The following is a 24,271-nucleotide window of genomic DNA, read 5'->3' on the forward strand; positions in this document are numbered from 1 at the left end:
CTAGCCGGGTGAATGCGGAAATACCAGAAATATGAACAAGCGTTCGTCTATAGTGGCGAATGAGACACGCCCCCGACATCGGTCTCCGATCACGGAGTACACCGAATGCCAGATCCCGAGGAGGAAGGTCACATGACCACCACAACCAACCGCCATCAACTGCTCATCGACGGCAAATGGGTGGATGCGCTCGACGGAGCAACCATCGACACGGTGAACCCGTCCACGGGCGAGAAGCTTGCCGAACTCGCCGCGGCCACGACGAGCGACGTCGATCTGGCCGTCGACGCGGCCCGTCGAGCGTTCGACTCCGGTCCGTGGCGACGGATGCCTGCCGAGGAACGGGCGCGGATCATGCACCGGTTCGCCGATCTCATCGAGGCCAACGCCGACGAGCTCGCGCTGATCGACACGAAGGATTGCGGCAAGCCCTACTCCTTCATCCGTGACATCGACCTGCCGAATATGTCGGACCTCGTGCGCTACATGGCCGGATGGGCGACCAAACTCGAGGGCCGCACGATCCCGCTGTCTCGGCAGCAGCCCGGTGACTACCTGTCCTACACCCGCCGTCAGCCGATCGGCGTTGTGGCGCAAGTAATTCCGTGGAACGGAGCGGCACTTGCCGCGACGTGGAAGCTCGCGCCGGCACTGGCCGCGGGATGCACCGTCGTACTCAAGCCCGCAGAACTCGCGTCACTGGCTCCCATCCGCATCGCGGAACTGGCTATGGAGGCAGGCTTCCCGGACGGGGTGGTCAACCTCGTCACCGGGACCGGCACCGACGCGGGAGCCCCGCTGGTCGCACATCCGCGGGTCGACAAGGTGGCATTCACCGGCTCGGTGGGGACCGGCAAGAGCATCGTCGCGGCGGCCGCCCAGAACTTGACGAAGATGACATTGGAACTGGGTGGAAAATCCCCGGTTGTGATCTACGACGATGCCGATCTCGATCTGGCGGTGGACGGCGCGTTGGCTGCGGTGCTCTATGCCCAGGGTGAAGCATGCACCGCCGGCTCCCGACTGTACGTCCAGCGTGCCATCGTCGACGAGGTCAAGGAGCGCATCGTCAACGCGGTGCCCCGCATCAACCTTGGCGACAGTGCGCAGCGCGACGTCATGGTGGGACCGATGATCTCCGACCAGCAGCGCTCGAAGGTGGTGTCCTTCGTCGACGGTGCACTCGAGCAAGGCGCCGACGTCCTTGTCGGCGGCACGCAGGTGCACAAGCCGGGGTACTTCCTGGCACCGACGGTACTCAGCGGTGTCACCGACACGATGACGGTGGCCCGGGAGGAGATCTTCGGCCCCGTCGTGTCGGTGATGCCGTTCGATGACGAAGCAGAGGTCATCGCGCGGGCAAACAATACGACCTACGGTCTCGCCGCAGGCGTCTGGACGTCCAATATCGGTCGCGCGCATCGCTATGCCGACGCCGTCAACGCCGGTGCGGTGTGGGTCAACTGCTACAACGTGTTCGACGCGGCTCTTCCGTTCGGTGGCTTCAAACACTCCGGATGGGGCAAAGAGATGGGTGGCGAGGCGCTCGACAGTTATCTGCAGAGCAAGGCTGTCACGGTATCGATGGCCTGACGCCGCCGACCGTGCCCGGATCCCGGGTATGAGACCGATCGTCGCCCCTACCGCTCCGGTAGGGGCGACGATCGGTTTGGGGGATGCGGAGACTGATGGCCGACGGAGGCAATGGCCGACCGAGACAATGGCCGACCGAGACGGAAGCGCTCGGCCGGGGAGTCCGGCCGAGCGCTTCGGTGTGATACGGCTGTCGCGTTCGTCAGCCGATATATTTGGCGAGCATCCCGGCATCGACGGGAAGGTTGATGCCCGTCACCCGCTTGGATTCGTCCGACACCAACCACACAACGGCGTCGGTGACATCGGACGCATCGATCCACGGCATGTCGAGCAGGTTGATGCGCTTGAGCACATCGATCCCGTCGTCCAGGGTCGGCGACTCCAGATCGGGCCGGAAGATCTTGGCTGCCAGCGGATTGTCGATCATGGGTGTCCGGACATTGGTCGGGTGAATCGAGTTCGCCCGAATACCGTACTCCGCCAGCTCGTTGGCCAGCGAGCCGATGAGACCCACCACGCCGTGTTTGGCGGCGACGTAGTGGCTCACCCCGGGAATGCCCCGCAACCCCGCGATCGAACTGATACCGACGAGCGAGCCGCCGTTGCCGGCCTCGATCATGGGCGGGATCGCGGCTCGGAACGTGGTCCAGACGCCGGTGAGATTGACGTCGACCATCGTTCGCCACTGCTCCGGGGTCAGTTCCCAGGAGCGGGCGGGCGCGTGGAGAATGCCCGCGTTGGCCACCACGGCGTCGAGCCTGCCGAGATCCGCGACCGCACCGGCGACGGCCTCGACCATCGCATCTGCGTCTCGGACATCGACCACGGAACTGTGAACGCGGACACCGAGTTCCTTGAGCTCACGGTGGACCTCGGAGAGTTGCTCCTCGGTGCCGAGTGGATACCCGACGGTGTCCACCGCACCGGCGACGTCGGTGATGATCAGATCGGCGCCCTCCGTGGCCATCGCCAAGGCGTGCGAGCGACCCTGACCACGGGCGGCTCCGGTGACCAGCGCGACCTTGCCGTCCAGTCGGCCCGGCCGCGTAGATGCGCTTGTGGAACTCGGTGTCATGGGCGAATACCTCCGCTTTCGCGAGTGCATCCGGCGCTCACGCGCGCCGGTAGCCCTCGAGGATCGAGTCGTCGACATCTTCGAGATTGACGACGATATTGTCCGGGGTGCGGCTGGTCAGCCAGACGAGTTCCTCGGTGGTGCTCATGTTGACCTCGACGTGAGGCATGAATGGCGGGACGAAAACGAAGTCGCCCTCGGTCATGTCGTAGTACTCGGAGTAGTCCTCACCGAAGTAGATTCGGCCGTGCCCCTTGAGCACATATCCGCCGGTCTCCGCTTCTCCGTGGTGGTGCGGGAGCGACCGGTAACCGGGCTTGTTGGACACCCGGCCGTACCAGATCTTCGTCGCCGGGGTGTGCTGCGGGCTGACGCCGGACACGCGCACGGCGCCTCCGGACTGTGTGGTGTCTCCGTACTCCTCGCCCTTGCGGGTGATCACTGGCTTGTCGGTTGCGGCCATGGTGGCTCCTCCTTGTAACAAACGAACGTACGCTCGTAACTGTAGCGTCGTCGGTGTGACGCTCGCAATAGGCCCAAAGACCTATCCCCCCGGGGAGCGAAGTAGACCTTCTTGGTTCGCCGTGGCGACGAGCGTTCCGTCTTCGCTGAAGAAGCGGGATGTGCACAGCGGGCGCGCACCGGCCGCCACGGGGCACAACTGCTCCGCGGTCAACCATCGATCCATCCGCGGCGGGGTGTGGAACCACATGGCGTGGTCGACGCTGGCGCCCTCGGTGTATCCGTTCCCATACCAGGATCTACCGAGGGGCATGAGTGCCGGATCGAGCAGGTTGAGGTCCGACAGGAAGGCCAACACTGCGCATTGCATGGTCGGGTCGAGATGTCTGGCGGCCGATGGCATTCCGGCTCGGGCCCAGAACTGCTGCCGGGGAGGTCGCGTGCTCCCGGAGGCGAGTGCCGAGGGATGGTCGAAGAAGCGGATATCGAAGGGTTGGCCCTCGTTCCACCAGCCAGGCAGGGTGGCGCGCACCGGTTCCAGGCGGTCGATCAGATCGTCGAGATCGGTCGGGTCGGGTCTCGGCCCCGCGGCCGTCTCTTGGTGGTCCAGTGCGGTGACCTCGAAGAGATGCTTGGCGGCGAACGACGTGGTCATCGTGAAGATCTGGGTGCTGTCCTGGTGGGCGTCCACGCGACGGGTGCTGAGGGTGTTGCCATCGCGAATCGTGGTCACGGTGAAGCGGATCGGCCGGTCGGCATCGCCGCCACGAAGGAAATAGGCGTGCAGGGAGTGTGGATACCTGCCGGCCGGGACCGTGCGGCCCGCGGAGACGAGTGCCTGCGACAGCACCTGGCCGCCGAACACCCGGGGTAGACGATGGGCCCACGTCCGCCCGACGAATGTGTCGTCACTGCTGGATTCGACGTCGAGAACGTCGAGAAGCTCGGTGAACAATTCCGCACTCACAATCGAACCTCCTGCTTGGCAGCCAGTCGCGGATGGCCTGCGCCTATTGACGTTGTATCGAGGATCACGCTAGATTACAAACGAACGCTCGTTCTTTACGGTGAGGTGATGATGAGGTTTGCCACGGTGCGGACGCCGGACGGTCCCCGCGTGCTGATGGACCGGGACGGAACTGTTGTGCAGCTCCCGTTCGCGTCTCTGCGAGCGGCGCTCGAAGCCGGAGTGCACGAACGCGCGGACTCTTTCGACGGGTGCGAGACCGTGGCCGGGCCCGTCGACCTCGCGCCGGTCGTTGCGGACCCAGGCAAGATCATCTGTGTCGGTCACAACTATCGTGCACACATCCTGGAGATGGGGCATCCATTGCCGGAGGTTCCCAACGTCTTCTCGAAGTTCGCGACCGCGCTCGTCGGCCCGCAGGACCCGATCACTCTGTGGTCGGAGTCGACGGACTGGGACTGGGAAGCCGAACTCGCTCTCGTGATCGGGCGTCGAGTACACGGCGCGGACATGGACGAAGCCCGGGCGGCGATCGCCGGCTACACCGTCGCCAACGACATCTCGGCCCGGGACTGGCAACGGCGCACCTCGCAATGGTTGCTGGGCAAGACCTTCGACACAACGACTCCGGTCGGGCCGTGGCTGGTCTCGCCGGACGAGGTCGACCACGCCGCCGATCTGGAGATCACCTGCACGGTCGATGGCCAGGTGGTGCAACGTTCGAGCACCGCCGACCTGCTGTTCGGACCTGCCGAACTCGTCTCCTACCTGTCGACGGTCATGACGCTGCATCCCGGTGACCTGGTGCTCACCGGCACTCCGGCAGGAGTCGGCGCGGGACGCGACCCCCAGGTCTTCCTCCGAGCGGGGCAGACGGTGCAAACAGAGATCGCAGGCCTCGGCGCCTGCGCCAACGAATGTGTGGCCCGCGCAGGCCGCCAGCTGGACAAGGAGTTGACATCATGATCGGCAAACTGTTGATCGCCAACCGCGGCGAGATCGCGGTACGGATCATTCGCACCTGCGGGGAACTCGGCGTTGCCAGCGTCGCCGTCCACTCCGAACCCGACGCGGCAGCTCGCCACGTTCGTCTGGCGGACGAGTCCGTCGCGCTCGGCGGCGTCTCTCCGGCGGAGTCCTACCTCGACATCGACAAGATCATCTCCGCGGCGAAGGAAACCGGAGCCGAGGCCGTGCATCCGGGCTACGGATTCCTCGCCGAGAACGCCGATTTCGCACAGGCGGTGCTCGATGCCGGACTGATCTGGGTCGGGCCGCCGCCGAAGGCGATCGATGTCATGGGCGAGAAGGTGGCGGCACGCGAGGTCGCCCACCGTGCCCAGGTTCCCGGCGTTCCGGGCAGCGACGGCGCCATCGGATCGGCCGACGAGGTCACCGCATTCGGCGAGGAGTACGGCTACCCAGTGGCGATCAAGGCGTCCTACGGTGGCGGCGGGCGGGGCATGCGCACCGTCCCCGACGCCGGTCACGCCCAATCGGCCTTCGATGCCGCCCGCACCGAGGCGACGGCGGCGTTCGGCCGGGGCGACGTGTACCTCGAGCGATACCTCTCTCACGCACGTCATGTCGAGGTGCAGGTCTTCGCGGATCAACACGGCAACGTCGTGTGGCTCGGCGACCGTGACTGCTCGGTGCAGCGACGCCATCAGAAGCTCGTCGAGGAAGCACCCGCGCCGGGCCTGTCCGACGCGCTGCGTCAAGCGATGGGCGAAGCGTCGGTGCGACTCGCCAGAGAAGTGGACTACGTCGGTGCCGGAACCGTGGAGTATCTCGTCGAGGCGGCCGATGAACGGTTCTACTTCCTGGAGATGAACACCCGTATCCAGGTGGAGCACCCCGTCACGGAGGCCACGCTGGGAGTCGACCTGATCGCAGAGCAGCTCCGTGTCGCCTCCGGCGAGCCGTTGAGCTTCACCGGGTCCGGCGTCGCGCCGCGCGGGCACGCGATCGAGGTCCGGATCAACGCCGAGAACGTCGCGAACGGCCTGTTCCTCCCCGCGCCCGGCCCGCTGGGTACCGTCCACAGGCCCGACCGTGCCGGCGTGCGCTGGGATTCGGGCTATGACTCGGGCGACGAAGTCGCGCCGCACTATGACAGCATGGTCGGCAAGCTCATCGCGTGGGCACCCACACGTACGCATGCGATCAGCCGGATGCAAAAAGCGCTTGAAGAACTGACGATCACCGGTGTACCGACGACCGCGCCGGCGGCACAGGCGGTCCTGGCGCAGCCCGACTTCGCGGCCGCGGCCATCAACACCAACTGGCTGGAACGCGATATCGATCTTCCCGCGTTGCTGCCGCCTGCCGGGGACAGTGTCGCGGGCTCTGGCGACTTGTTGCCCGACGATGAACCAGCTGCCCGCGACGAGGTCTGGGTGGGGGAGCGCCGCTATGTCATCCCGTTCTTCGGCGCCGCATCGGTCCCGTACGCGGCTGTCGGCGATGGAGCAGTGAAGGCCGCGCCCCGGCGCACCACCACCACTGGTGGTGGGCGGCGCAAGGGAAAGCGGACATCGGCCGCCGGCAGCGGCCAGGTGACCAGTCCGATGCAGGGCACCGTCGCCGATGTCAATGTGGCCGAGGGGCAATCCGTGACCACCGGCGAGGTCCTGCTGATCGTCGAGGCGATGAAGATGCAGAATCCGATCCGGGCCGCCATCGACGGCGTCGTGTCGACATTGTCGGTCAAGGTCGGTGACGTCGTCGCCTCCGGCGACGACCTGGCTCTCATCACACCTGCCGACGGACAGTGATCCGCCGATGTCACCCATCACCCTCATCACAGGCGCTGCGGGTGGCCTCGGGCAGGCGGTTGTGGCCAGATTCGCCGACATCGGGCACACGATCGTCGCGGTAGATCTGAACTCCGATGCATTGGCCGCATGTGCCGACCGGCATCGAGCGGGGCCGGGTGGGATCCACGTCATGCCGGCGGACCTCACGGATCCGGGTGCGATCGTCGACCTGGGAGATCGGGTACACCGCGAAGTCGGTGCCGTGGACAACCTGCTCAACATCGCCGGGTACCTGCATCGCGGGGCGATGGCCGATACCGATGTCGACACCTGGGGGCGAACGCTGGATGTGAACGTGACAGCACCGTTCTTGCTCACCAAGGCGTTCCGGGATGACCTGCGCACCACCCCGCGCGGACGCATCGTCAACTGCTCCTCGATCAGCGCGACGGTCGGCTACCCGCTGCCCGCATACGCCGCGTCCAAGGCGGCGCTGTCGAGCCTGACGCGGTCGCTACTGTTCGACTTCTGGGGTACCAACACGACGGTGAATGCCGTGGCGCCCGGCGCCATGCGCACACCCATGGTCGACATCGCCAACGAGGACAAGATGGTTGCCAAGACTCCGGCGGGACGCATCGTCACCCCGGAGGACGTCGCTGCCACGATCGCTTTCCTCGCGAGTGACGACGCGCGGGGTATCAACGGCACTACCGTCACCATCGACGGTGGAGCCACGGCAATCTTCAGCTACGCACAGCCCTAGCAATGTGGTCCGTGTCGCCCGTTGACATGGACTGTTGTTTGACTCACACTAGAAAACGAACGTACGCTCGTTTCGTACGACACAAGGCAAACTGCCGGAGGCCCAACGCCACGGCAAGAACACTCGAGGAGAGGTAATGGGCAAGCTCGACGGCAAGGTCGCATTCATCACGGGTGCCGCGCGCGGCCAGGGTCGGTCGCACGCGATCGGCCTCGCGAAGGAAGGCGCCGACATCATCGCGGTCGACATCGCCAAGCAGGTCGACAGCGTCCCGTATCCGATGGCGACTCCCGAGGATCTGAGCGAGACGGCTCGCCAGATCGAGGCACTCGATCGTCGCGTGGTGGCCGTGGAGGCCGATGTGCGCGATCTCGACCAGATGGTCGAGGCGGCACAGCGTGGACTGGCCGAACTGGGTCGCATCGACGTCGTGTGCGCGAATGCCGGTGTGATCTCGGCGGGCACGGTCCTCGAGCTGACACCGGAGCAATGGCGGGACATGATCGACATCAATCTGACCGGCGTGTGGCACACGGTCAAGGCCGCCGTCCCCGACATGGTCGAGCGCGGCGAGGGTGGGTCCGTGATCTTCACGGCGAGCACCTCGAGTCTTGGTGGGTACCCGAACGTCGGACACTACGTGACCGCCAAGCACGGGATCATCGGGTTGATGCACACGCTCGCCAACGAACTCGGGCCCAAGGGTATTCGTGTCAATGCCGTCTCGCCGACCAACGTCAACACAGGTCTGCTGCAGAACGAGACGTTCTACAAACTGTTCCGGCCCGACCTCGAGTCCCCCACCGAGGAAGATGCCAAGCCGGCGTTCGCCACGATGCACTCGCTTCCGAACCTGCCGTACGTCGAACCGATCGACATCACCCGCGCCGTCGTGTACCTCGCGACAGATGATTCGCGGTATGTCACCGGAGTCAACCTCCCCATCGACGCGGGCGCCAGCCAGAAGGTCGGCGGATGATCTCCCGCCCGCCACGGGGAAACACCCCGTGGCGGGCGGTCCCACCAACGTCGCCCATGTCCCGCTTTGAGGAGAAACCGAGATGTTCACGCTCGTTGATGCCATTCATCGCAACGAACGACTGAATCCCACCGCCGAGGCCGTCGCAGACGACAACGGCCGACTGACACACGGCGAACTCGCCGACCGGGCATTCCGCATCGCCGGGGTTCTCCGTTCTGCCGGCGTCCTGCCGGGTGACACCGTGGGCGTCCTGACCGACAACGGGATCTTCGGTATCGAGACCCTGTTCGGTACGATCGCCGCCGGAGCCGCCTACGTGCCGTACAACTGGCGCTGGGCGCAGGCCGAACTGGTCCACGGCATCAACGAGACCGGCGCATCGGTGATCCTCGTGGCCGACCACTTCGCGGACGCCCTGGACACCGCGATGGAGAGCGCCGAGTTCGATCGAGAGCTGACCGTACTCACGGAGGCCGAACTCGAGTCCCGCCTGTCGGTCACCGAACGTCTCGACACCGTTTCGGTGGCCCCGGAGGACGCGGCGTGCATCGTGTTCACGGGAGGGACCACCGGCTTCTCCAAGGGCGTGGTGCTCTCGCATCGGGCTGCCCTGACCAACGCACTCAACGAGATCGCCGACTGCCGGATCGGTGCGCGACCCGGTGATCGTGGGCTGGTGACCACGCCGCTGTTCCACTCGGCGGCACTGTTGTGCTGGGTGCTACCTCATTACGTCACCGGCCGCAGTACGTACGTGGTACAGAAGTTCGACGAACACCGGGTCGCGGAACTGGTGGAGCGCGAATCGATCACCAACATGTTCCTGGTGCCCAACATGATCCGGCGCATGCTCACGGCCGGCGCCTTCGACAACGACGGGTTCCGGAAGAGTTTCGCAGCCCTGCACTCCGGAGCGGGGTTGCTGCGCATGCCCGACAAGCAGGCCGTGGCCGACATGATCCCCGGCGTCGATCTCTACTTCCGGTACGGATTGACCGAGGCCGGACCGATGGTGACCCGACTTCTGCCCGCCGACATGCTGCGGCCCGAGGTCGACGGCTCGATCGGGACGGAGTATCTGCTGGCCGAGGTGGAACTGCGTGACCTGTTCGACGGCAGTCCGGTTCCGGTGGGCGAGATCGGCGAGATCTGCGTGCGCGGCCCCGGCGTGATGACCGGATATTTCGGTCGGCCCGACGCGACCGCTGAGGTCCTCGACGACGCCGGCTGGCTGCGGACCGGTGATCTCGCGGAACGAGACGAGAACGGCTACCTGTACTTCCGGGATCGCGCCAAAGACATGATCAAGACCGGTGGTGAGAACGTCTACTCCTCGGAGATAGAACAATTGCTGCACACCCATCCGGCCGTGATGGAGGCGGCCGTGATCGGGGTCCCGAGTCTGCAGTGGGACGAGGAGGTTCGCGCGGTGATCGCGGTGCGCCCGGGCGTCGCGGTCAGCGAGGCGGATGTGGCGATGTTCCTGCGGGGGCACCTGGCCGGTTACAAGGTGCCCAAGGTGATCAAACTCGTTGGTGCCGAGGATCTTCCGATGAATCCGAGCGGGAAGATCGTGAAGACTCGGATACGAAGTGCCATGGGATGGTGACCGCCTCCTGTCGTCGGTGGTCCGATATCGCCCAGTTTGAACGAATCCATTTGCCGTACTGATGAAAATCCCAGAGGAGGGAGACGCTATGACCATCCGCACTGTTGCACTGTTGAAGCGCAAGAAGGGTATGTCCTTCGCGGAGTTCGACAAGTACTGGCGCGACGTCCACGCACCGTTGGCCGCGGAACTGCCCGGCGTGGTCCGCTACATCCAGCGCCACATCGTCCCGCAGGGCGGGGCCGACGAACCGGACAACGTGTTCGGTCTCGACGGTCTGGTGATCCTGGACTACGAGAGTGCCGAGGCGATGGATGCCGCCTGGGCGTCGCCGGCCGGACAGAAGGCGCTCGATGATGTGGACAACTTCCTCGACGTCAACAGTGTGGTCGTCCTCGACGACTACGTCGTCGTCGACAAGGAGTGACCTGCCCGACTGCCGTGTGAGAGCAGTCGGAGGCGCCGACCGGGCCAATGGCGCACCGGTCGGCGCCTTCGCGCTCCGCGGAAGAAGGCAACGTACGATAGTTTGCAAGTTCCGTCGACAATTGATGCCTCGGAGGGTCGTATGCCCCGTGCAACTCGCCTCACGACGGGTGGAGCCCGCACCCGGAAGTCCATCCGCGAAGCCGCGGTGAAGCTCTTCTACGAACAGGGATACGAGGCCACCTCGTTGCGTGGCGTCGCGGCCGCTGTCGACCTGCAGGTTGGCAGTCTCTACAACCACATCAACGGCAAGGAAGACCTCCTCGCCGACATCATGATCTCGGTGATGGACGAACTGCTCGACGCGGTGCACGATGCGGTCGACGCCGCCGGTCCGAGTGCACTGGACAGATATAAGGCTGCGGTGGCAGCCCACATCCGCTACCACGCCGAACACGCACAGCAGGTCTTTATCGGGAACTCGGAACTGCGTTCGCTCAGCGTGGACAACAAGACGAAGGTCCTCACCAAGCGCGCCGAGTACGAAAGCCTTTTCCTGCGATTGGTCAAGAAGGTGGCGGCGGAGACCGGCGCCGACGTCCTCGACCCCAAGATCCAGGCATACTCGGTCCTGGCCCAGGGCGCGCACGTGTCCTCCTGGTATCGCCCGTCGGGGCCGAAACCCCTCGACAAGCTGGTCGACACATACATTCAGCTTGCGGTTCGTGAGCTCGGACTCCCGAACGACTGAGCGTTGGTCGTGGTGCATTCGGCCTCGGTGAGACCACGACCGTCACCGATTGCACAACAGCATCGCCCCTTCCGGGTATTCACCGGCGGAAGGGGCGATTGTGTTGTGACCGCTGTGTCTACGCGGCGCGGCGGCGGATCATGAACGAGCTCTGAAAGGTCATCACCGGTTCGCTGCGCTGGTTGCGCACCGTGTAGGAGAACGTCCAGATCCCACGATCGGTCTTCTTCGTCAGACGCGTGGCCACCAATTCGGCCTCCACGCGAATGGAATCGCCGATGAGAACCGGTTGCTGCGCCCGAACCTCGTCGAGGCCCAGCCACGCGACCACGTTCGAGAAATAGCCGGTCTGGGTGATCAGCCCGAGAGCGGTCGACAGGGTGAACGGACCGTGGGCGATCCGCTGACCGAACTGGGTCGTCGCAGCGTACTGCTCGTCGAGGTGCAGTGAGACGATGTCGCCGGTGAGGCCGGCCCACGAGACGAGATGGGCGTCGGTGACGGTGATGCCGGGACTGCACAAGGTGTCGCCCAGACGCAGGTCCTCCCATCGGTGATCGGGGACCCCGATCCTCTCCGGGCTGCTGATTTCGATCGCTGTCATCGAGAACTCCTTCTGGCGGTGGTGGTGATGCCCGTGCTAATCTACGAGCGAACGTTCGTTTTTAGGTTAGGTTCTCTGCCTGCCGAAGGTCAAGCAACAGCACAACAAGTTCGGGATGTGACGACATGACACAGACAACGGAGTCGATCAAGCCGGCCGACGAGGCACTGGGCCCTCATGACGAACTCGAAGCGCGCCTGGCCGCCGCGCGCCTCGGGGGCAGTGAGAAGCAGCGCCAGAAGCAGCTCGAGGCCGGGAAGATGCTCGTTCGTGATCGTCTTGCCCTGCTCTTCGACGACGGCTGGTCGTTCGAGGACGGGCTGCTCGCGCGCTTCGACGAGGGTCTGCCCGGCGACGCCGTGGTCACCTGTGTCGGCAAGGTCGACGGCCGCGATGTCGTGGTGATCGCCAATGACTACACGGTGAAGGCCGGAACCTGGGGTAAGCGCACCTTCGAAAAGATCGTGCGTGCACAGGAACTGGCCGATTCGACCGGCGTGCCCATCGTCTATCTGTTCGACTCGGCGGGCGCGCGCATCGACGAGCAGTTCGAGAGCTTCGCCGGGCGGCGGGCATGGGGCAACATCTTCTACAACCAGGTTCAGTATTCGGGCCGCGTGCCGCAGGTGTGTGCGCTGTTCGGTCCTTCGCCGGCGGGTTCGGCGTACGTCCCCGCCCTGTGCGATCTGACGATCATGGTTCGTGGTCACGCCACCGCGTATCTGGGCTCACCCCGTCTCGCGCAGATGGTGACCGGCGAGGACGTGACACTCGAGGAGATGGGCGGTGCCGAGATGCACTCGACGGTCTCCGGACTCAGCGACGTGCTGGTCGAGGATGACGAGGAGGCGATCGCCGCGATCCGCGTGTGGTTGTCCTATCTGCCGTCGAACTGGCAGCTCGAACCTCCCATGGCGGAAGCGGTCGAGCCGTCGTCGCCGCGCACGATCAAGCAGATCGTTCCGGAGGTGGAGTCGGAGGTGTTCGACATCCACGAGCTGATCGACGCGCTCGTCGACGACTCCACCTTCTTCCCGTACAAGGATCTCTTCGCTCCCGAGATGGTCACCGGCTTCGCGCGGATCAACGGGCGCAGTGTGGGATTGGTGGCCAATCAACCGACCGTCAAGGGTGGGGTCATCTTTCCCGATTCGTCGGACAAGGCGGCACGGTTCATCTGGATCTGCAATGCGTTCAACATTCCGATCCTGTTCCTCGTCGACATCGCGGGCTACATGATCGGCTCCGCGGTGGAACGCCAGGGCATCATCCGGCACGGGGCCAAGATGATCTTCGCCGTGTCGGAAGCACGAGTTCCCCGGATCACCGTCCTACTGCGCAAGGCCTACGGCGGTGGCTACCTCGCGATGTCTGGTGCCCCGATGCAGCCCGACGCGCTCATCGCGCTACCGACGGCGAAACCGGCCCTCATGGGACCGGATGCGGCGGTCAACGGTATCCACTTCAACAGGATTCAGTCGATCGAGGATCCGGTCGAACGGGCCGCATTCATCGCCGAGAAGCAGGCCGAGTACGCCGACGGGATCGACGTCTTCAAGATCGCCAACGAAAATGCCGTCGAGGCAGTGGTTCCCGCCGATGAGCTCCGCGCAGAACTCACCTCGCGGCTGGCGCTCTACGTCCGACGTGATCGAACCGCGCCGGCCCGCCGCAACGGTGTCATGCCCGTCTGACCGGGGATGTGCTGAACCGACCAACGAATTGAGGAACGATGCGACCACTGCGATCACTGCTCTTTGTCCCCGCACACCGCGCCGGCTGGGCGGAAAAGGCCGCCCGGACCGGCGTCGACGCCGTGATCCTCGATCTGGAGGATTCCGTCCCCGAGAACAGCAAGGCCGAGGCGAGGATCGAGGTGGCACGTTCGATCGAATCGCTACGGCGGGACTTCCCGCAGACCACGATCCTGATCCGGCCGAACCCGCTCGACACCGATCACTTCGGCAGGGACCTTGACGCGGTCGTGGGGCCGGGGGTGTCCGGTTTGCTCCTACCGAAGATCTACAACGACCGCGAGGTCCTCGACTTCGCGGCCGTGCTCGATCATTTCGAGATCGAGGCCGGACTGGCGCGAGGGACAACCGAGCTCATCCCGACACTCGAGACCGCACGTTCACTCGTGAACTGCGAGCGCATCGCGGCCTGCCACCCGCGGGTGGCCTCTCTGATGGTCGCGGCCGCAAGGGATGCCGACGTTTCCCGTGAGGTCGGATTCGAGTGGACGCCGGAAGGTCTTGAGACGCTGCATTACCGGAGCAAGGCAGTATTGGCCTGCCGTGCGGCCGGCCTGGCGCACCCGATTGTCGGGCTCTGGCAGGAGGTCAAGGATCTCGACGGGCTACGGGGTTTTGCCGAACAGAATCGACGACTCGGCTTTGCCGGCCAGGTCCTCATCCACCCGTCCCATGTCGCGACGGTGAACGACGTGTACGCGCCCGCCCCCACAGTGGTCGAACGTTTCCGGAGGATGATCGACGCCTTCGACGAGGCGCAGAGCAACGGCCTGGCCGCGGTGATGTTCGAAGGCGAGCACGTCGACATCGCCCACATCAAGACCGCGCGTGGCGTGGTCGAACTCGCCGACTCCATCGCGAGTCACTAGCCCCACCTGGAACAACACCGAAGGAGACGATCATGGCAGGACTCTATCTGGAAGAGCTCGATCCCGGGCTGACCCTGAAACACGACGTCACGCGTACCGTCACCGAGACCGACAACCTCCTCTTCACGACACTGACGATGAACGTCCAGCCGTTGCATCTCGATGCCGAGTTCGCCAAGGCCACCCAGCACGGCCGGATCCTGGTCAACAGCGTCTTCACCCTCGGCGTTGTCGTCGGGATCCCGGTCGGGGACACCACACTCGGCACGACGCTCGGCAACCTCGGCTTCGAGGAGATCACCTTCCCCAACCCGGTGTTCATCGGGGACACGTTGCGGGTCGAGACCGAGATCCTCTCGCGTCGCGAGTCGCAGTCCAAGCCGGATCGTGGTGTGGTCCGGTTCGAGCACCGTGGTCTCAATCAGCGTGGTGAGGTGGTGTGTACCGTTCGCCGTGCCGGGATGATGCTTAGTCGCCGGCATGCCGAATCGGTCGCGGCAGTGTGAGCTCGTAGCATTTGCGTTCCCAGCGCCGACCCGGGTCATTCCGGGTCGGCGTCGTGCGTTCGTGGACCGTTGCGGCCTCTCACGCCCAGCGGTGAACAACTGAGTGGCTCAGTGCCAGAACGAATCCTGCCTCCTGCTGCATCAAAACCATAGTCCCGGAACACTATTGACTCGAAGAGTGGAATGGGTCACAATACATAAAACGAGCAAACGTTCGTCTGTAATCGAGATCGAGGAAAGCTGATGAAGATATTCACTCGTCATCGTGTGGCGCTGGCGGCGCTGGCCGTGATCGCCGGGTTCGGAATTGTGGGTTGTACGACCACACCACCGCCCGAGGCTGTCGGACGAAACGCGGCAGCGACAGGGGACGGCGGTGCGCCGCTGTCCATCGATGAACTCTGTGGCGACAAGCCGGTCAAGATCGCCCACGTCGCGGGATACGGCGCCAATTCCTGGCGCAAGATCACGCAGGCCGAGCTGACCGACGAACTGTCCGCATGCCCGAATGTGTCGCTGGACTACACGCAGGCCGACGGCGATCTGCAGAAGTACATCACCGCGATCAACTCGTATGTGGCCCAAGGTTATGACGCGATCGTGACCTACGACGACTTCGGTAGCCAGGCGCTCAGCGCGCTCCAGAACGCGAAGCGGTCCGGCGTCGTGGTTGTGCCGTACATCGCAGATCCGGGTGGCAAGGTCGGGGTCGACTACGACGGATACGTGCAGTACGACTTCGACGCCGAGGGCGACACCATGGCGCGCTGGCTCCAGCCACAGGTGCAGCAGGGCGGACAGGTGCTCTTCTCCGGCGGGCTGCCGGGCGGCAGCCCTTCGACGGTGGCGCTGTGGGACGGTTTCTGGGGTACGGACGACAGCCTCGGCAACCCCTTCAAGTCGCTGACGCAGAATCCCCAACCCTCCAATTGGGATCCGGCCTACGAGCAGCGGGCCATGGCGGGTGCGTTGGCCAAGTATCCGCAGATCAATGGCCTCGTGTCGGACTACGGGGTGGCGTCCAAGGGCGGCCTTCGTGCATTCATCAACGCGGGCAGGCCAATCCCGCCCCTGGCCACCTCGGCGACCGACAACGAACTCGGCTGCATGTGGCTGCAGTACCACGAGGCCAATCCGCAGTTCCAGCTCCTTACCCTCGATGGCACGACAACCGTCGTCCGAATCGCGGCACGTAAGGCTCTCGCCGCGGTCAATGGCCTCCCGGACAACGAGCCGGAGCAATTCGAGCTGAAGACCTTCGTCGATACCGTCAATGGCAAGCTGCCCACTTGTAAGTCGGACCTGCCGCCGGATGCCGACCTGTCATCGGAGCTGTCTGCGGACCAGCTCGCCGCCGTTTTCAGATAGCACGGCGGAGCGGGCGAGCCGGCCCGCATCGTGGGTGACGAAACACGCCGGACCTGGCATCCAGGTCCGGCGTGTTCGGGTTTGGTCTGGCGCTTCCTGCCAGACGAGGTGGGTCGACGACGGTGGCAAATCCGATCCACGTCACATGTTGACTCGGAGAGTGCGCAGAGTCACAATAGAAGAAACGAGCAAACGTTCGTCTGTAGGACGACTAGAGGACCTCGTGTCGTCAAGCGTTCCGGTCGGTGACCGCGGGTTGTCGCCGACTTCCCTCGCAGGTTTCGCGTTGTCGGAGTTAGGACATGAATATGGTTGAGACATTGAGTGATGGACAGGCAACTGCCCCGCACGGCGCGGATGTGGCCTCACCATCGCGACAGAGTCGGTCGGGATCGGCCGTTGCCACCCGCGCCGAGCGTGGCGATACGGTGCTCCGGCTCGATGCCGTCGACAAGCGCTATCCGGGTGTGCACGCGATCAAAGGCGTGTCACTCGCGGTGCGCGAAGGACAGATCCACGCGTTGGTCGGTCAGAACGGCGCGGGCAAATCCACGCTGGTCGGCATCGCGGCGGGGTCCGTCAGCGCCGACTCCGGCACCGTCGAGATCGACGGGGAGGTCACCGATTCCCCGACTCCTGGCTGGTGTCGTGAGAAGGGGCTCGCCATCGTCTATCAGGAGCCGGCGTTGCTGCCCGATCTGACCGTGGCCGAGAACATGCGCCTGGGAATGCCCGCGCACGCTCGTCCATCGATCGCCGATCAGGTGGGCTGGGCCGAGAAGATCCTGGCGCAATGGAGCTCCGTTGTGAGCATCGATCCACGCACTCCGGTTCGTGAGTTGCGCCCGGACGCGCGATTCGTCGTCGAGATCGCGCGGGCGTTGGCCGAGGAGCCGAAAGTCATCGTTCTCGACGAGCCGACCGAACACCTGCTCCCGCCGGCGGTGGCCGAACTGTTCGAGTTGATCTCCGAGCACACCGCGAATGGTGGTGCTGTCGTGTATATCTCGCATCGCCTCAACGAGGTCAAGCAGATCGCCGACACCGTCTCGGTCCTGCGCGACGGTGCTCTGGTCGGCACCTTCGACGCCGCGGACGTCACCGAACAAGATGTCGTCAACCTCGTCGTCGGGCGCGAGCTGGACCGGCAGTTCACTCGGACCAGCGGAGATGGCCGCGCACTCGGAGAGGACCTGTTCGCGGTGTCCGACTTCTCCGGCAAGCGCTTCGAGGACATCGGGTTGACCGTCCGCGCGGGTGAGATCGTCGGATTCGCCGGTGTCGAGGGGCAGGGGCAGCGTGATGTGATCCGCGCGCTCGGCGGGCTCGGCGGACATCGGGGATCGGTGCGCGTCGGAGACCGGAGGGTCGACCCTTCGAGTCCGTCGGCAGCGCTCAAGGGCGGTATTTCCTACCTGACCCATGACCGCCACGTCGAGGGTGTCCTCGGTGGACTGAGTCTGCGCGAGAACGCATCGCTGTCGGCCTTGCGCCGTATTGCGACCGCCGGTGTCGTCTCGCGGATGCGCGAGCGCAAACTCACGTCTGACAGTTTCCAGGCCATGCACGTGAAGGCCCCGAGCTCGGAAGTCGACATAGCCACCCTGTCCGGCGGCAATCAGCAGAAAGTGGTCTTGAGCCGGGTCCTGCTGACCGATTCGGATGTCATCCTCGCCGACGAGCCCACCCAAGGCGTCGACATCGGCGCACGCGAAGAGATCTATGGCATTCTCCGCAGTGCTGCCGCCGAAGGCAAGGCGATCGTCGTCCTGTCCTCGTCGGCTGCCGAACTCGAGCAACTCTGTGACCGCGTCCTGGTCTTCTCGCGAGGGCATATCGCGCGCGAACTCGTCGGCGACGACGTGAACGAACACGCCATCGCGCAGGCCGCGCTGAGCGCGACCGACCAGCGGGAGAAGGCCGAGTCCGGGGCCGGCCGGGTGAGCTTCTGGCACCGGATGTCCCGCAGCGACCTCACTCCCGGTGCGATCTTGGCAATCGCCACGATCATCCTCGGCATCGTCGCAGCCACCCAGAGCGATACCTATCTCACCAGCCGCAACTTCAGTCTGGTGCTGCCACTGCTGGCAACGCTGGCCTTCTTCGCCATCGCCCAGCAAGTGGTGATGATGATCGGTGGAATCGACCTCTCCGTCGGACCGCTGGCGGGTTTGCTGGTGGTCGTGGCCTCATTCATATTGTCCGGATATCGAACGCCGATAGGCATGGTGCTCGGCGTGGTCGTACTCGTGGTCGTCGCCGCGGTGGTGGGTGCGATCAACTGGTCGCTCATCACGTTGGTGAGGATCAATCCGCTGATCGCCACCCTGGTCACCTTCACTGCGCTGCAGGGCATCGCGTTGCTGCTGCGTCCCCTCCCCGCCGGCAAGATCGATCCGTTCTTCCTGTCCTATGTGTCCGGGACCTGGGGATTCATTCCGGTCATGGCGGTCGTCGCCATCGTCGTCGCAGTGGGCTTGGAGTTCTGCCTCTTCCGGACAACGTTCGGCATCAAACTGCGGGCCACGGGATCTGCAGTGAAGACGGCGGACCGCAATGGCGTGCGAACCAAGTGGATCGCCCTGTGCGCCTACGCAGGGTGTTCGGTGCTGGTCGTCCCCGCGGCCATCTTGCTGATGGTGCAATCCGGAACCGGCAACGCGAGTATCGGGGACAGCTACACGCTGGCCAGCATCGGAGCCGCCGTGCTCGGCGGCGCATCGATCTTCGGGGGGCGCGGATCGTTCGTCGGTGCCCTTCTCGGTGCCGTGCTCGTCACGCAGATCAACACGGTCGTCCAGTTCCTCGGACTGCCCCTGTACTGGCAGCAGTGGCTGCTCGGCGGCCTGACCATCCTGGCGGCTGCCTTCTACTCCAAGACCCGAACCCTGACCGAGCGGAAGTGACCAGATGACCACGACCATCCAGCCCACGGACCCGGCATCCACCGGGCACCTGGCCCGCCTACGTCACCGGATGCCCTCGAACCAGACAGCCTCGGTGATCGGCGTGACCATCGCGCTGTTCGTGCTGAGCTGGTTCCTCGCCCCCGGAACCCTGTCGAGCAGCTCCATCGATTCGCTGCTGCCCTACGCAAGCATCCTCGCCATCGCCGCGATCGGTCAGACCATCGTCGTGATGCTCAAGGGAATCGATCTGTCGCTACCCGGGATGATGACCCTGGCAGCCCTGGTGAGCAGCAAATTCGCCAACGATCACGGCAGCATTCTCGCCGCACTGCTGGTGGTCGCACTGGTGGCGGTCCTCGTCGGCGCGATCAACGGCTTTGTCGTATCGGCATTCTCGGTGTCGCCATTGGTGGCGACTCTGGCAATGAATGCCGTGTTACTCGGGGCCGCACTGGCATACTCCGGCGGTACCCCCACACGCGCACCCGATGGGGTGGCAAGTTTCGCACTCGAGAAGTCCTTCGGTGTCTCGCATACGGTGTGGCTCGCACTTCTGCTGATGGTCGTGACCATCTTCGCCACCGGTCGGACCACCTGGGGTCGGCGAATCATCTCCGTGGGTGCGAACGAGCGTGCCGCACACGTCGCCGGCGTTCGGACATCCGCGATCAAGATCACCGGCTACATCGCGGCGGCGCTGTGCTACGCCGGTGCCGGTGTCCTGCTGGCAGGGTATGTGAGCACTCCGAACACCGACGCCGGAAACAGCTACCTGCTGCCGGCCATCGCAGCCGTCGTCGTCGGAGGTACCGCCCTGACCGGCGGCCGAGGAAACATCCTCGGCACTGCCGTCGGCGCACTGTTCCTGAGTCAGCTGACCCAGCTGGTGTTCTCTCTGGGGGCGCCGTCGTCGACCCAATACCTCGTGCAGGCCGCAGTGATCGCGGTGGCGGTGGCGATCCAGCAGCAGGACTTCGGACGACTGGTGCAGGCTATACGCGGCAGACCATCTGCTGACCTGGCCACTTTCACTCGAGAAAGGTGAGAACAATGGAAATCGGCGTGGTGTACTTCTTCACCGACCGCGGGCCCGACCCGATCGACTTCGCTCAGGCAGCAGAGTCCTACGGGTTCGAGTCGCTGTTCGTCCCTGAGCACACCCACTTCCCGGTGTCTCGACGCACGGAATATCCCGTCGCCTACGGTGGTCCGGGTCTGCCGGAGTTCTATCTGCGCACCTACGATCAGATGACTACGTTGTCGATGGTCGCGGCGCGCACCGAGAACTTGAAACTCGGAACGGGTGTATGCCTGCTGGCGCAACATGATCCGATCGCAAAGGCAAAGCAGTTCGCCACTCTCGACCATCTGTCGAAGGGCCGCGTCATCTGCGGAGTCGGTTTCGGGTGGAACGTCGAAGAAGCCGAGGCGCACGGGGTGAACTGGAGGCGTCGGTATTCGACGGTCCGTGACAAGCTCAAGGTGATGCAGGCGCTGTGGACCGAAGACGAAGCGTCATACGCCGGCGACATGTCTTCACTCGAGCCGTCCTGGGCGTGGCCCAAGCCCTTCGAGGGGCGGTCAATCCGAACCTACCTCGGTGGGGCGGGGCCCACGACGATGCGGCACGCAGCGCTGTGGGCCGATGCCTGGTACGTTGTGCCGCCCCCGGCCGATCAGACTCTCGAGGACAGCATTCCGCGGTTCCGCCAGGTGGCCGAGGAAGCGGGACGCGATCCCTCGTCGGTCGGAGTGGCCGTTGCCTCCGCACCACCGGACCCGGCCATCCTGGAGAAGTACCGGGCTCAAGGTGTCGAGCGCGCAGTCCTCTGGGTGAACCCCGCGGAGAGCCCGGCCGAGGGCATGCGCAATCTCGAGGACGTCGCCAAGGTTCTTGCCCAGTTGGCCTGACGAGCACAGACGCAGTGACACATCATCGAAGAACAGGAGTGAAACCATGACCACCGCAGACACGATCGACATCACCGACATTGCCGAACGGCTCGGCCGTCTCGAGGACATCAAGGCGATCGAAGACCTGAAGTACCGCTACGCAGGCTACTGCGACAACAACTACGACCCGGAGGGCATCGCCGCCCTGTTCGCACCCGATGGACGCTGGGTCGTCGACGGCGAGGGCGGCTCGATGGTGGGACATGAGGAGATCAAATCCCATTTCCGTGCCCTCAGCGAGCGGATCACGTGGGCACTGCACTACATGATCGCGCCGCGGATCGAACTCGCCGCGGACCGGAAGACCGCGGTCGGATACTTCTACCTTCTGTGCCTGTGCACGATCGAGCAGACCGACGATCCGACGGAGAAGGATGCGGTCATCCTGACCATCAACTACACCGACCAGTTCGTGAAGTTGGACGGCCAGTGGTACTTCCAGGAACTCCTCGGCAAGACTCACCAGGTGTCGAACTGGGAAGAGGGCTGGGTGAAGCAGCCCTTCCGGGCCTGATAACCCGCGACGAGATGCCCAGCGGAGGGCCACATAGTGTACCGCGGCGCCCGAACTCTCGGGCGCCGCGGACGTTCATCTCAGGACTGAATTCACTGCTGCCGCGGGGGTCTTCCGAGACCCATCTGCTCACGACCGCGAACCCACGAGATCGCTCTCGTCGTAGTCGACTCGTCGGCGACGTTCACCATCACTCCTGTATGCGAATTGTCCTGATCCGAAACGAGTCTGACGGTCGACCGTAAGGAATTCGCTTGTCGACGTCGCAACTCTCGCAATCCGACCTACGCCAAGTGCGGTCGGTCGCACGCATTTATGTATCAAACGCATATTGTGCCCTTCCTGTCGTCAAGGGGGCGGCCAAACGAGGACGGGTGGCACCGGGACCGGGCTGTGCCTGCCGGGGCGGTGTGCGCTTGTTGCAGGTGGCAGTCGGGCCGCATCTGCCGACGCCTGCGCCAATTGGTGCCGATCAGGACCGCGCGCACGGCGGTCTCGGTGGTGACGGTGAGTTCGAGGTCATCCCGAAGGCGACACGCAAAATCGGGAGATTCCCCGCCGGACTCTGACGGGTTTCTGCACGACGATTGCGTCAAGCGGTTGACTCCTGGGTGTATCCCAGACCAGTATTATACGTGGTTCGCGTTTGATGAGAATCAAGTTCTCGTTCGATCAGCCACGGCCATACCAAAGGGGGGAGGGCATATGGGTTCGCACGACACCGCGGTGACGGGACTTGTCGCCCGCTACTCGGCAGGGCCGCTCCAGGCGGTCGGTGGACTGTTCCTGATGGGGGCCGACGCCTGCCGATTCGCCTTCCGCCGTCCGTTTCAGGGCAAGGAGTTCATCGAACAATCGTGGTTCGTGACCAGGGTTTCGCTGATACCAACGCTTCTGGTCGCGATTCCGTTCACGGTGCTGGTCAGCTTCACCCTCAACATTCTCCTCCGCGAACTCGGCGCCGCCGACCTGAGTGGCGCCGGCGCTGCTTTCGGTTCCGTCACCCAGATCGGACCGATGGTCACCGTGCTGATCGTCGCCGGTGCGGGGGCCACGGCCATGTGCGCCGATCTCGGATCACGCACCATCCGTGAGGAGATCGAGGCGATGGAGGTCCTCGGCATCAATCCCGTTCAGCGCCTGGTGACTCCGCGCGTACTCGCGTCGGGACTGGTCGCACTGCTGCTGAACAGCCTCGTCTGTGTGATCGGTATCGCCGGTGGGTATGTGTTCTCGGTATTCGTCCAGGGAGTCAATCCGGGGGCATTTGCCGCCGGCATCACCTTGCTGACCGGCACGCAGGAAGTGGTCATCTCCATGGTCAAGGCGCTCGTCTTCGGGCTGATAGCCGGGGTCGTCGCCTGCTACCGGGGACTCATCGTCTCGGGTGGCGCCAAGTCGGTGGGCAACGCGGTCAACGAGACGGTGGTGTACGCATTCATGGCACTGTTCGTGGTCAACGTGGTGATCACCGCCATCGGCGTGCAGTTGACCGCGAGGTGAATCACCATGATTCTCCTCTCGTCCTCCAGGTCCCACGGTCCGACGGCGGTGCCGAGCACGCGCTTTCCCAGGCTGCGCCGAGGGATCCGCCGACCTGTGGGCGCGCTGACCGGACTCGGTGACCACGCGATCTTCTACGCACGAGCGCTGCGCAGCGTTCCATACGCGGCGATGCACTATCGTCGCGAGACCATCCGACTTGTGGCAGAGACGAGTATGGGCGCCGGAAACCTGGCGCTCATCGGTGGGACCGTGGTCATCGTCGGATTTCTCACGCTGGCAACCGGTGGCATGCTCGCCATTCAGGGTTACAGCTCGCTCGGCGACATCGGAATCGAGGCGCTGACCGGCTTTCTGTCGGCATTCATCAATGTGAGGATCGCGGCACCGGTGGTGGTGGGTATCGGACTCGCCGCGACCTTCGGTGCCGGTGCCACCGCGCAACTCGGCGCCATGCGGATCAACGAGGAGATCGACGCGCTCGAGTCGTTGGGAATCAACCCGATCGCCTACGTGGTCGGTACCCGCATCGCCGCGGGGATGATCGTGATCGCTCCGCTGTACGCGATCGCGCTCATCGCCTCCTTTGCGGCATGCCGCTTCACCACGGTCATTCTGCTCGGCCAGTCGTCAGGTCTGTATGCGCACTACTTCACCACATTTCTGAATCCCCTCGACCTGGTGTGGTCGTTCTTGCAGGCATTCGCGATGGCGCTGCTCATCCTGCTGATACACACCTATTTCGGGTATTACGCCAGCGGGGGACCGGCCGGGGTGGGGGTGGCAGTGGGCGACGCCGTGCGCACCTCACTCGTGGCGGTGGTGACGGTGACACTGCTGGTGGCGCTGGCGATCTACGGAACCAACGGCAACTTCAATCTGTCGGGCTGAGGCGCGG

General features: G+C 64.5%; 22 protein-coding genes. 18 read left to right on the forward strand and 4 right to left on the reverse strand.

Annotation, left to right across the window (positions count from 1 at the left end):
* Nucleotides 1-132 precede the first annotated feature (132 nt).
* Nucleotides 133-1,593, forward strand: coding sequence for an aldehyde dehydrogenase family protein (locus GORHZ_RS07585; protein WP_006331688.1), 1,461 nt, complete (start codon nucleotides 133-135; stop codon nucleotides 1,591-1,593).
* A gap of 202 nt (nucleotides 1,594-1,795) precedes the next feature.
* On the opposite strand, the gene GORHZ_RS07590 is transcribed toward GORHZ_RS07585, so the two are convergent.
* The 3 genes from GORHZ_RS07590 to GORHZ_RS07600 all read right to left on the reverse strand — a co-directional run bounded on the left by GORHZ_RS07590 (nucleotide 1,796) and on the right by GORHZ_RS07600 (nucleotide 4,100).
* Nucleotides 1,796-2,671: a mycofactocin-coupled SDR family oxidoreductase gene (locus GORHZ_RS07590; RefSeq protein WP_006331689.1), complete on the reverse strand. Its 876-nt coding sequence runs from the start codon at nucleotides 2,669-2,671 to the stop codon at nucleotides 1,796-1,798.
* A 37-nt stretch (nucleotides 2,672-2,708) separates the two neighbouring features.
* Nucleotides 2,709-3,134, reverse strand: a complete 426-nt coding sequence (locus GORHZ_RS07595; protein WP_006331690.1) for a cupin domain-containing protein — start codon at nucleotides 3,132-3,134, stop codon at nucleotides 2,709-2,711.
* 81 nt (nucleotides 3,135-3,215) lie between these two features.
* Complete coding sequence (locus tag GORHZ_RS07600) at nucleotides 3,216-4,100, reverse strand: acyl-CoA thioesterase (protein WP_006331691.1); 885 nt, start codon at nucleotides 4,098-4,100, stop codon at nucleotides 3,216-3,218.
* Nucleotides 4,101-4,208: 108 nt separating this feature from the next.
* Between GORHZ_RS07600 and GORHZ_RS07605 the strand changes: the two genes are divergently transcribed.
* From GORHZ_RS07605 to GORHZ_RS07635, 7 genes are all read left to right on the forward strand, one after another.
* Nucleotides 4,209-5,066, forward strand: a complete 858-nt coding sequence (locus GORHZ_RS07605) for a fumarylacetoacetate hydrolase family protein (protein ID WP_245551369.1) — start codon at nucleotides 4,209-4,211, stop codon at nucleotides 5,064-5,066.
* Nucleotides 5,063-6,877: an acetyl/propionyl/methylcrotonyl-CoA carboxylase subunit alpha gene (locus tag GORHZ_RS07610; protein ID WP_006331693.1), complete on the forward strand. Its 1,815-nt coding sequence runs from the start codon at nucleotides 5,063-5,065 to the stop codon at nucleotides 6,875-6,877. The genes GORHZ_RS07605 and GORHZ_RS07610 overlap by 4 nt, the downstream gene beginning before the upstream one ends.
* Nucleotides 6,878-6,884: 7 nt before the next feature.
* Nucleotides 6,885-7,625 (forward strand): SDR family NAD(P)-dependent oxidoreductase, encoded by a 741-nt coding sequence (locus GORHZ_RS07615; protein WP_006331694.1) that lies wholly within the window; start codon nucleotides 6,885-6,887, stop codon nucleotides 7,623-7,625.
* A gap of 136 nt (nucleotides 7,626-7,761) precedes the next feature.
* Nucleotides 7,762-8,604: a mycofactocin-coupled SDR family oxidoreductase gene (locus tag GORHZ_RS07620; RefSeq protein ID WP_006331696.1), complete on the forward strand. Its 843-nt coding sequence runs from the start codon at nucleotides 7,762-7,764 to the stop codon at nucleotides 8,602-8,604.
* Between the two features lie 82 nt (nucleotides 8,605-8,686).
* Nucleotides 8,687-10,216 carry a class I adenylate-forming enzyme family protein gene (locus GORHZ_RS07625; RefSeq protein ID WP_006331697.1) on the forward strand — a complete coding sequence of 510 codons (1,530 nt, stop codon included), beginning with the start codon at nucleotides 8,687-8,689 and terminating at the stop codon, nucleotides 10,214-10,216.
* 88 nt (nucleotides 10,217-10,304) lie between these two features.
* Nucleotides 10,305-10,643 (forward strand): EthD domain-containing protein, encoded by a 339-nt coding sequence (locus GORHZ_RS07630; protein WP_006331698.1) that lies wholly within the window; start codon nucleotides 10,305-10,307, stop codon nucleotides 10,641-10,643.
* A 141-nt stretch (nucleotides 10,644-10,784) separates the two neighbouring features.
* Nucleotides 10,785-11,393 carry a TetR/AcrR family transcriptional regulator gene (locus tag GORHZ_RS07635; RefSeq protein ID WP_006331699.1) on the forward strand — a complete coding sequence of 203 codons (609 nt, stop codon included), beginning with the start codon at nucleotides 10,785-10,787 and terminating at the stop codon, nucleotides 11,391-11,393.
* Between the two features lie 118 nt (nucleotides 11,394-11,511).
* Here the strand turns inward: GORHZ_RS07635 and GORHZ_RS07640 are convergent, their stop codons facing one another.
* The gene (locus GORHZ_RS07640) at nucleotides 11,512-11,997 is read right to left on the reverse strand and encodes a MaoC family dehydratase (protein ID WP_006331700.1); all 486 of its coding nucleotides are present in this window, start codon (nucleotides 11,995-11,997) and stop codon (nucleotides 11,512-11,514) included.
* A gap of 125 nt (nucleotides 11,998-12,122) precedes the next feature.
* Between GORHZ_RS07640 and GORHZ_RS07645 the strand changes: the two genes are divergently transcribed.
* From GORHZ_RS07645 to GORHZ_RS07695, 10 genes are all read left to right on the forward strand, one after another.
* The gene (locus GORHZ_RS07645; protein WP_006331701.1) at nucleotides 12,123-13,691 is read left to right on the forward strand and encodes an acyl-CoA carboxylase subunit beta; all 1,569 of its coding nucleotides are present in this window, start codon (nucleotides 12,123-12,125) and stop codon (nucleotides 13,689-13,691) included.
* A 38-nt stretch (nucleotides 13,692-13,729) separates the two neighbouring features.
* Nucleotides 13,730-14,620 carry an HpcH/HpaI aldolase/citrate lyase family protein gene (locus GORHZ_RS07650; RefSeq protein ID WP_006331702.1) on the forward strand — a complete coding sequence of 297 codons (891 nt, stop codon included), beginning with the start codon at nucleotides 13,730-13,732 and terminating at the stop codon, nucleotides 14,618-14,620.
* Between the two features lie 32 nt (nucleotides 14,621-14,652).
* Nucleotides 14,653-15,126, forward strand: coding sequence for a MaoC family dehydratase (locus tag GORHZ_RS07655; RefSeq protein ID WP_006331704.1), 474 nt, complete (start codon nucleotides 14,653-14,655; stop codon nucleotides 15,124-15,126).
* Between the two features lie 243 nt (nucleotides 15,127-15,369).
* Complete coding sequence (locus GORHZ_RS07660) at nucleotides 15,370-16,494, forward strand: substrate-binding domain-containing protein (RefSeq protein WP_006331705.1); 1,125 nt, start codon at nucleotides 15,370-15,372, stop codon at nucleotides 16,492-16,494.
* A gap of 428 nt (nucleotides 16,495-16,922) precedes the next feature.
* Entirely contained in the window at nucleotides 16,923-19,400 is a 2,478-nt protein-coding gene (locus GORHZ_RS07665) for an ATP-binding cassette domain-containing protein (protein ID WP_040530682.1), read from the forward strand.
* Nucleotides 19,401-19,404: 4 nt separating this feature from the next.
* Nucleotides 19,405-20,448, forward strand: coding sequence for an ABC transporter permease (locus tag GORHZ_RS07670; protein ID WP_006331708.1), 1,044 nt, complete (start codon nucleotides 19,405-19,407; stop codon nucleotides 20,446-20,448).
* A gap of 5 nt (nucleotides 20,449-20,453) precedes the next feature.
* A complete protein-coding gene (locus GORHZ_RS07675) occupies nucleotides 20,454-21,314 on the forward strand; it encodes an LLM class F420-dependent oxidoreductase (protein WP_006331709.1) in 861 nt (286 codons plus the stop codon).
* Between the two features lie 46 nt (nucleotides 21,315-21,360).
* Nucleotides 21,361-21,870, forward strand: coding sequence for a nuclear transport factor 2 family protein (locus tag GORHZ_RS07680; RefSeq protein ID WP_006331711.1), 510 nt, complete (start codon nucleotides 21,361-21,363; stop codon nucleotides 21,868-21,870).
* A 705-nt stretch (nucleotides 21,871-22,575) separates the two neighbouring features.
* Nucleotides 22,576-23,373, forward strand: coding sequence for an MlaE family ABC transporter permease (locus GORHZ_RS07690; RefSeq protein WP_006331719.1), 798 nt, complete (start codon nucleotides 22,576-22,578; stop codon nucleotides 23,371-23,373).
* Nucleotides 23,374-23,379: 6 nt separating this feature from the next.
* Nucleotides 23,380-24,264, forward strand: a complete 885-nt coding sequence (locus GORHZ_RS07695) for an MlaE family ABC transporter permease (protein ID WP_051998802.1) — start codon at nucleotides 23,380-23,382, stop codon at nucleotides 24,262-24,264.
* Nucleotides 24,265-24,271: the final 7 nt, after the last annotated feature.

The organism is Gordonia rhizosphera NBRC 16068, from assembly GCF_000298195.1.
Taxonomy (GTDB): domain Bacteria; phylum Actinomycetota; class Actinomycetes; order Mycobacteriales; family Mycobacteriaceae; genus Gordonia; species Gordonia rhizosphera.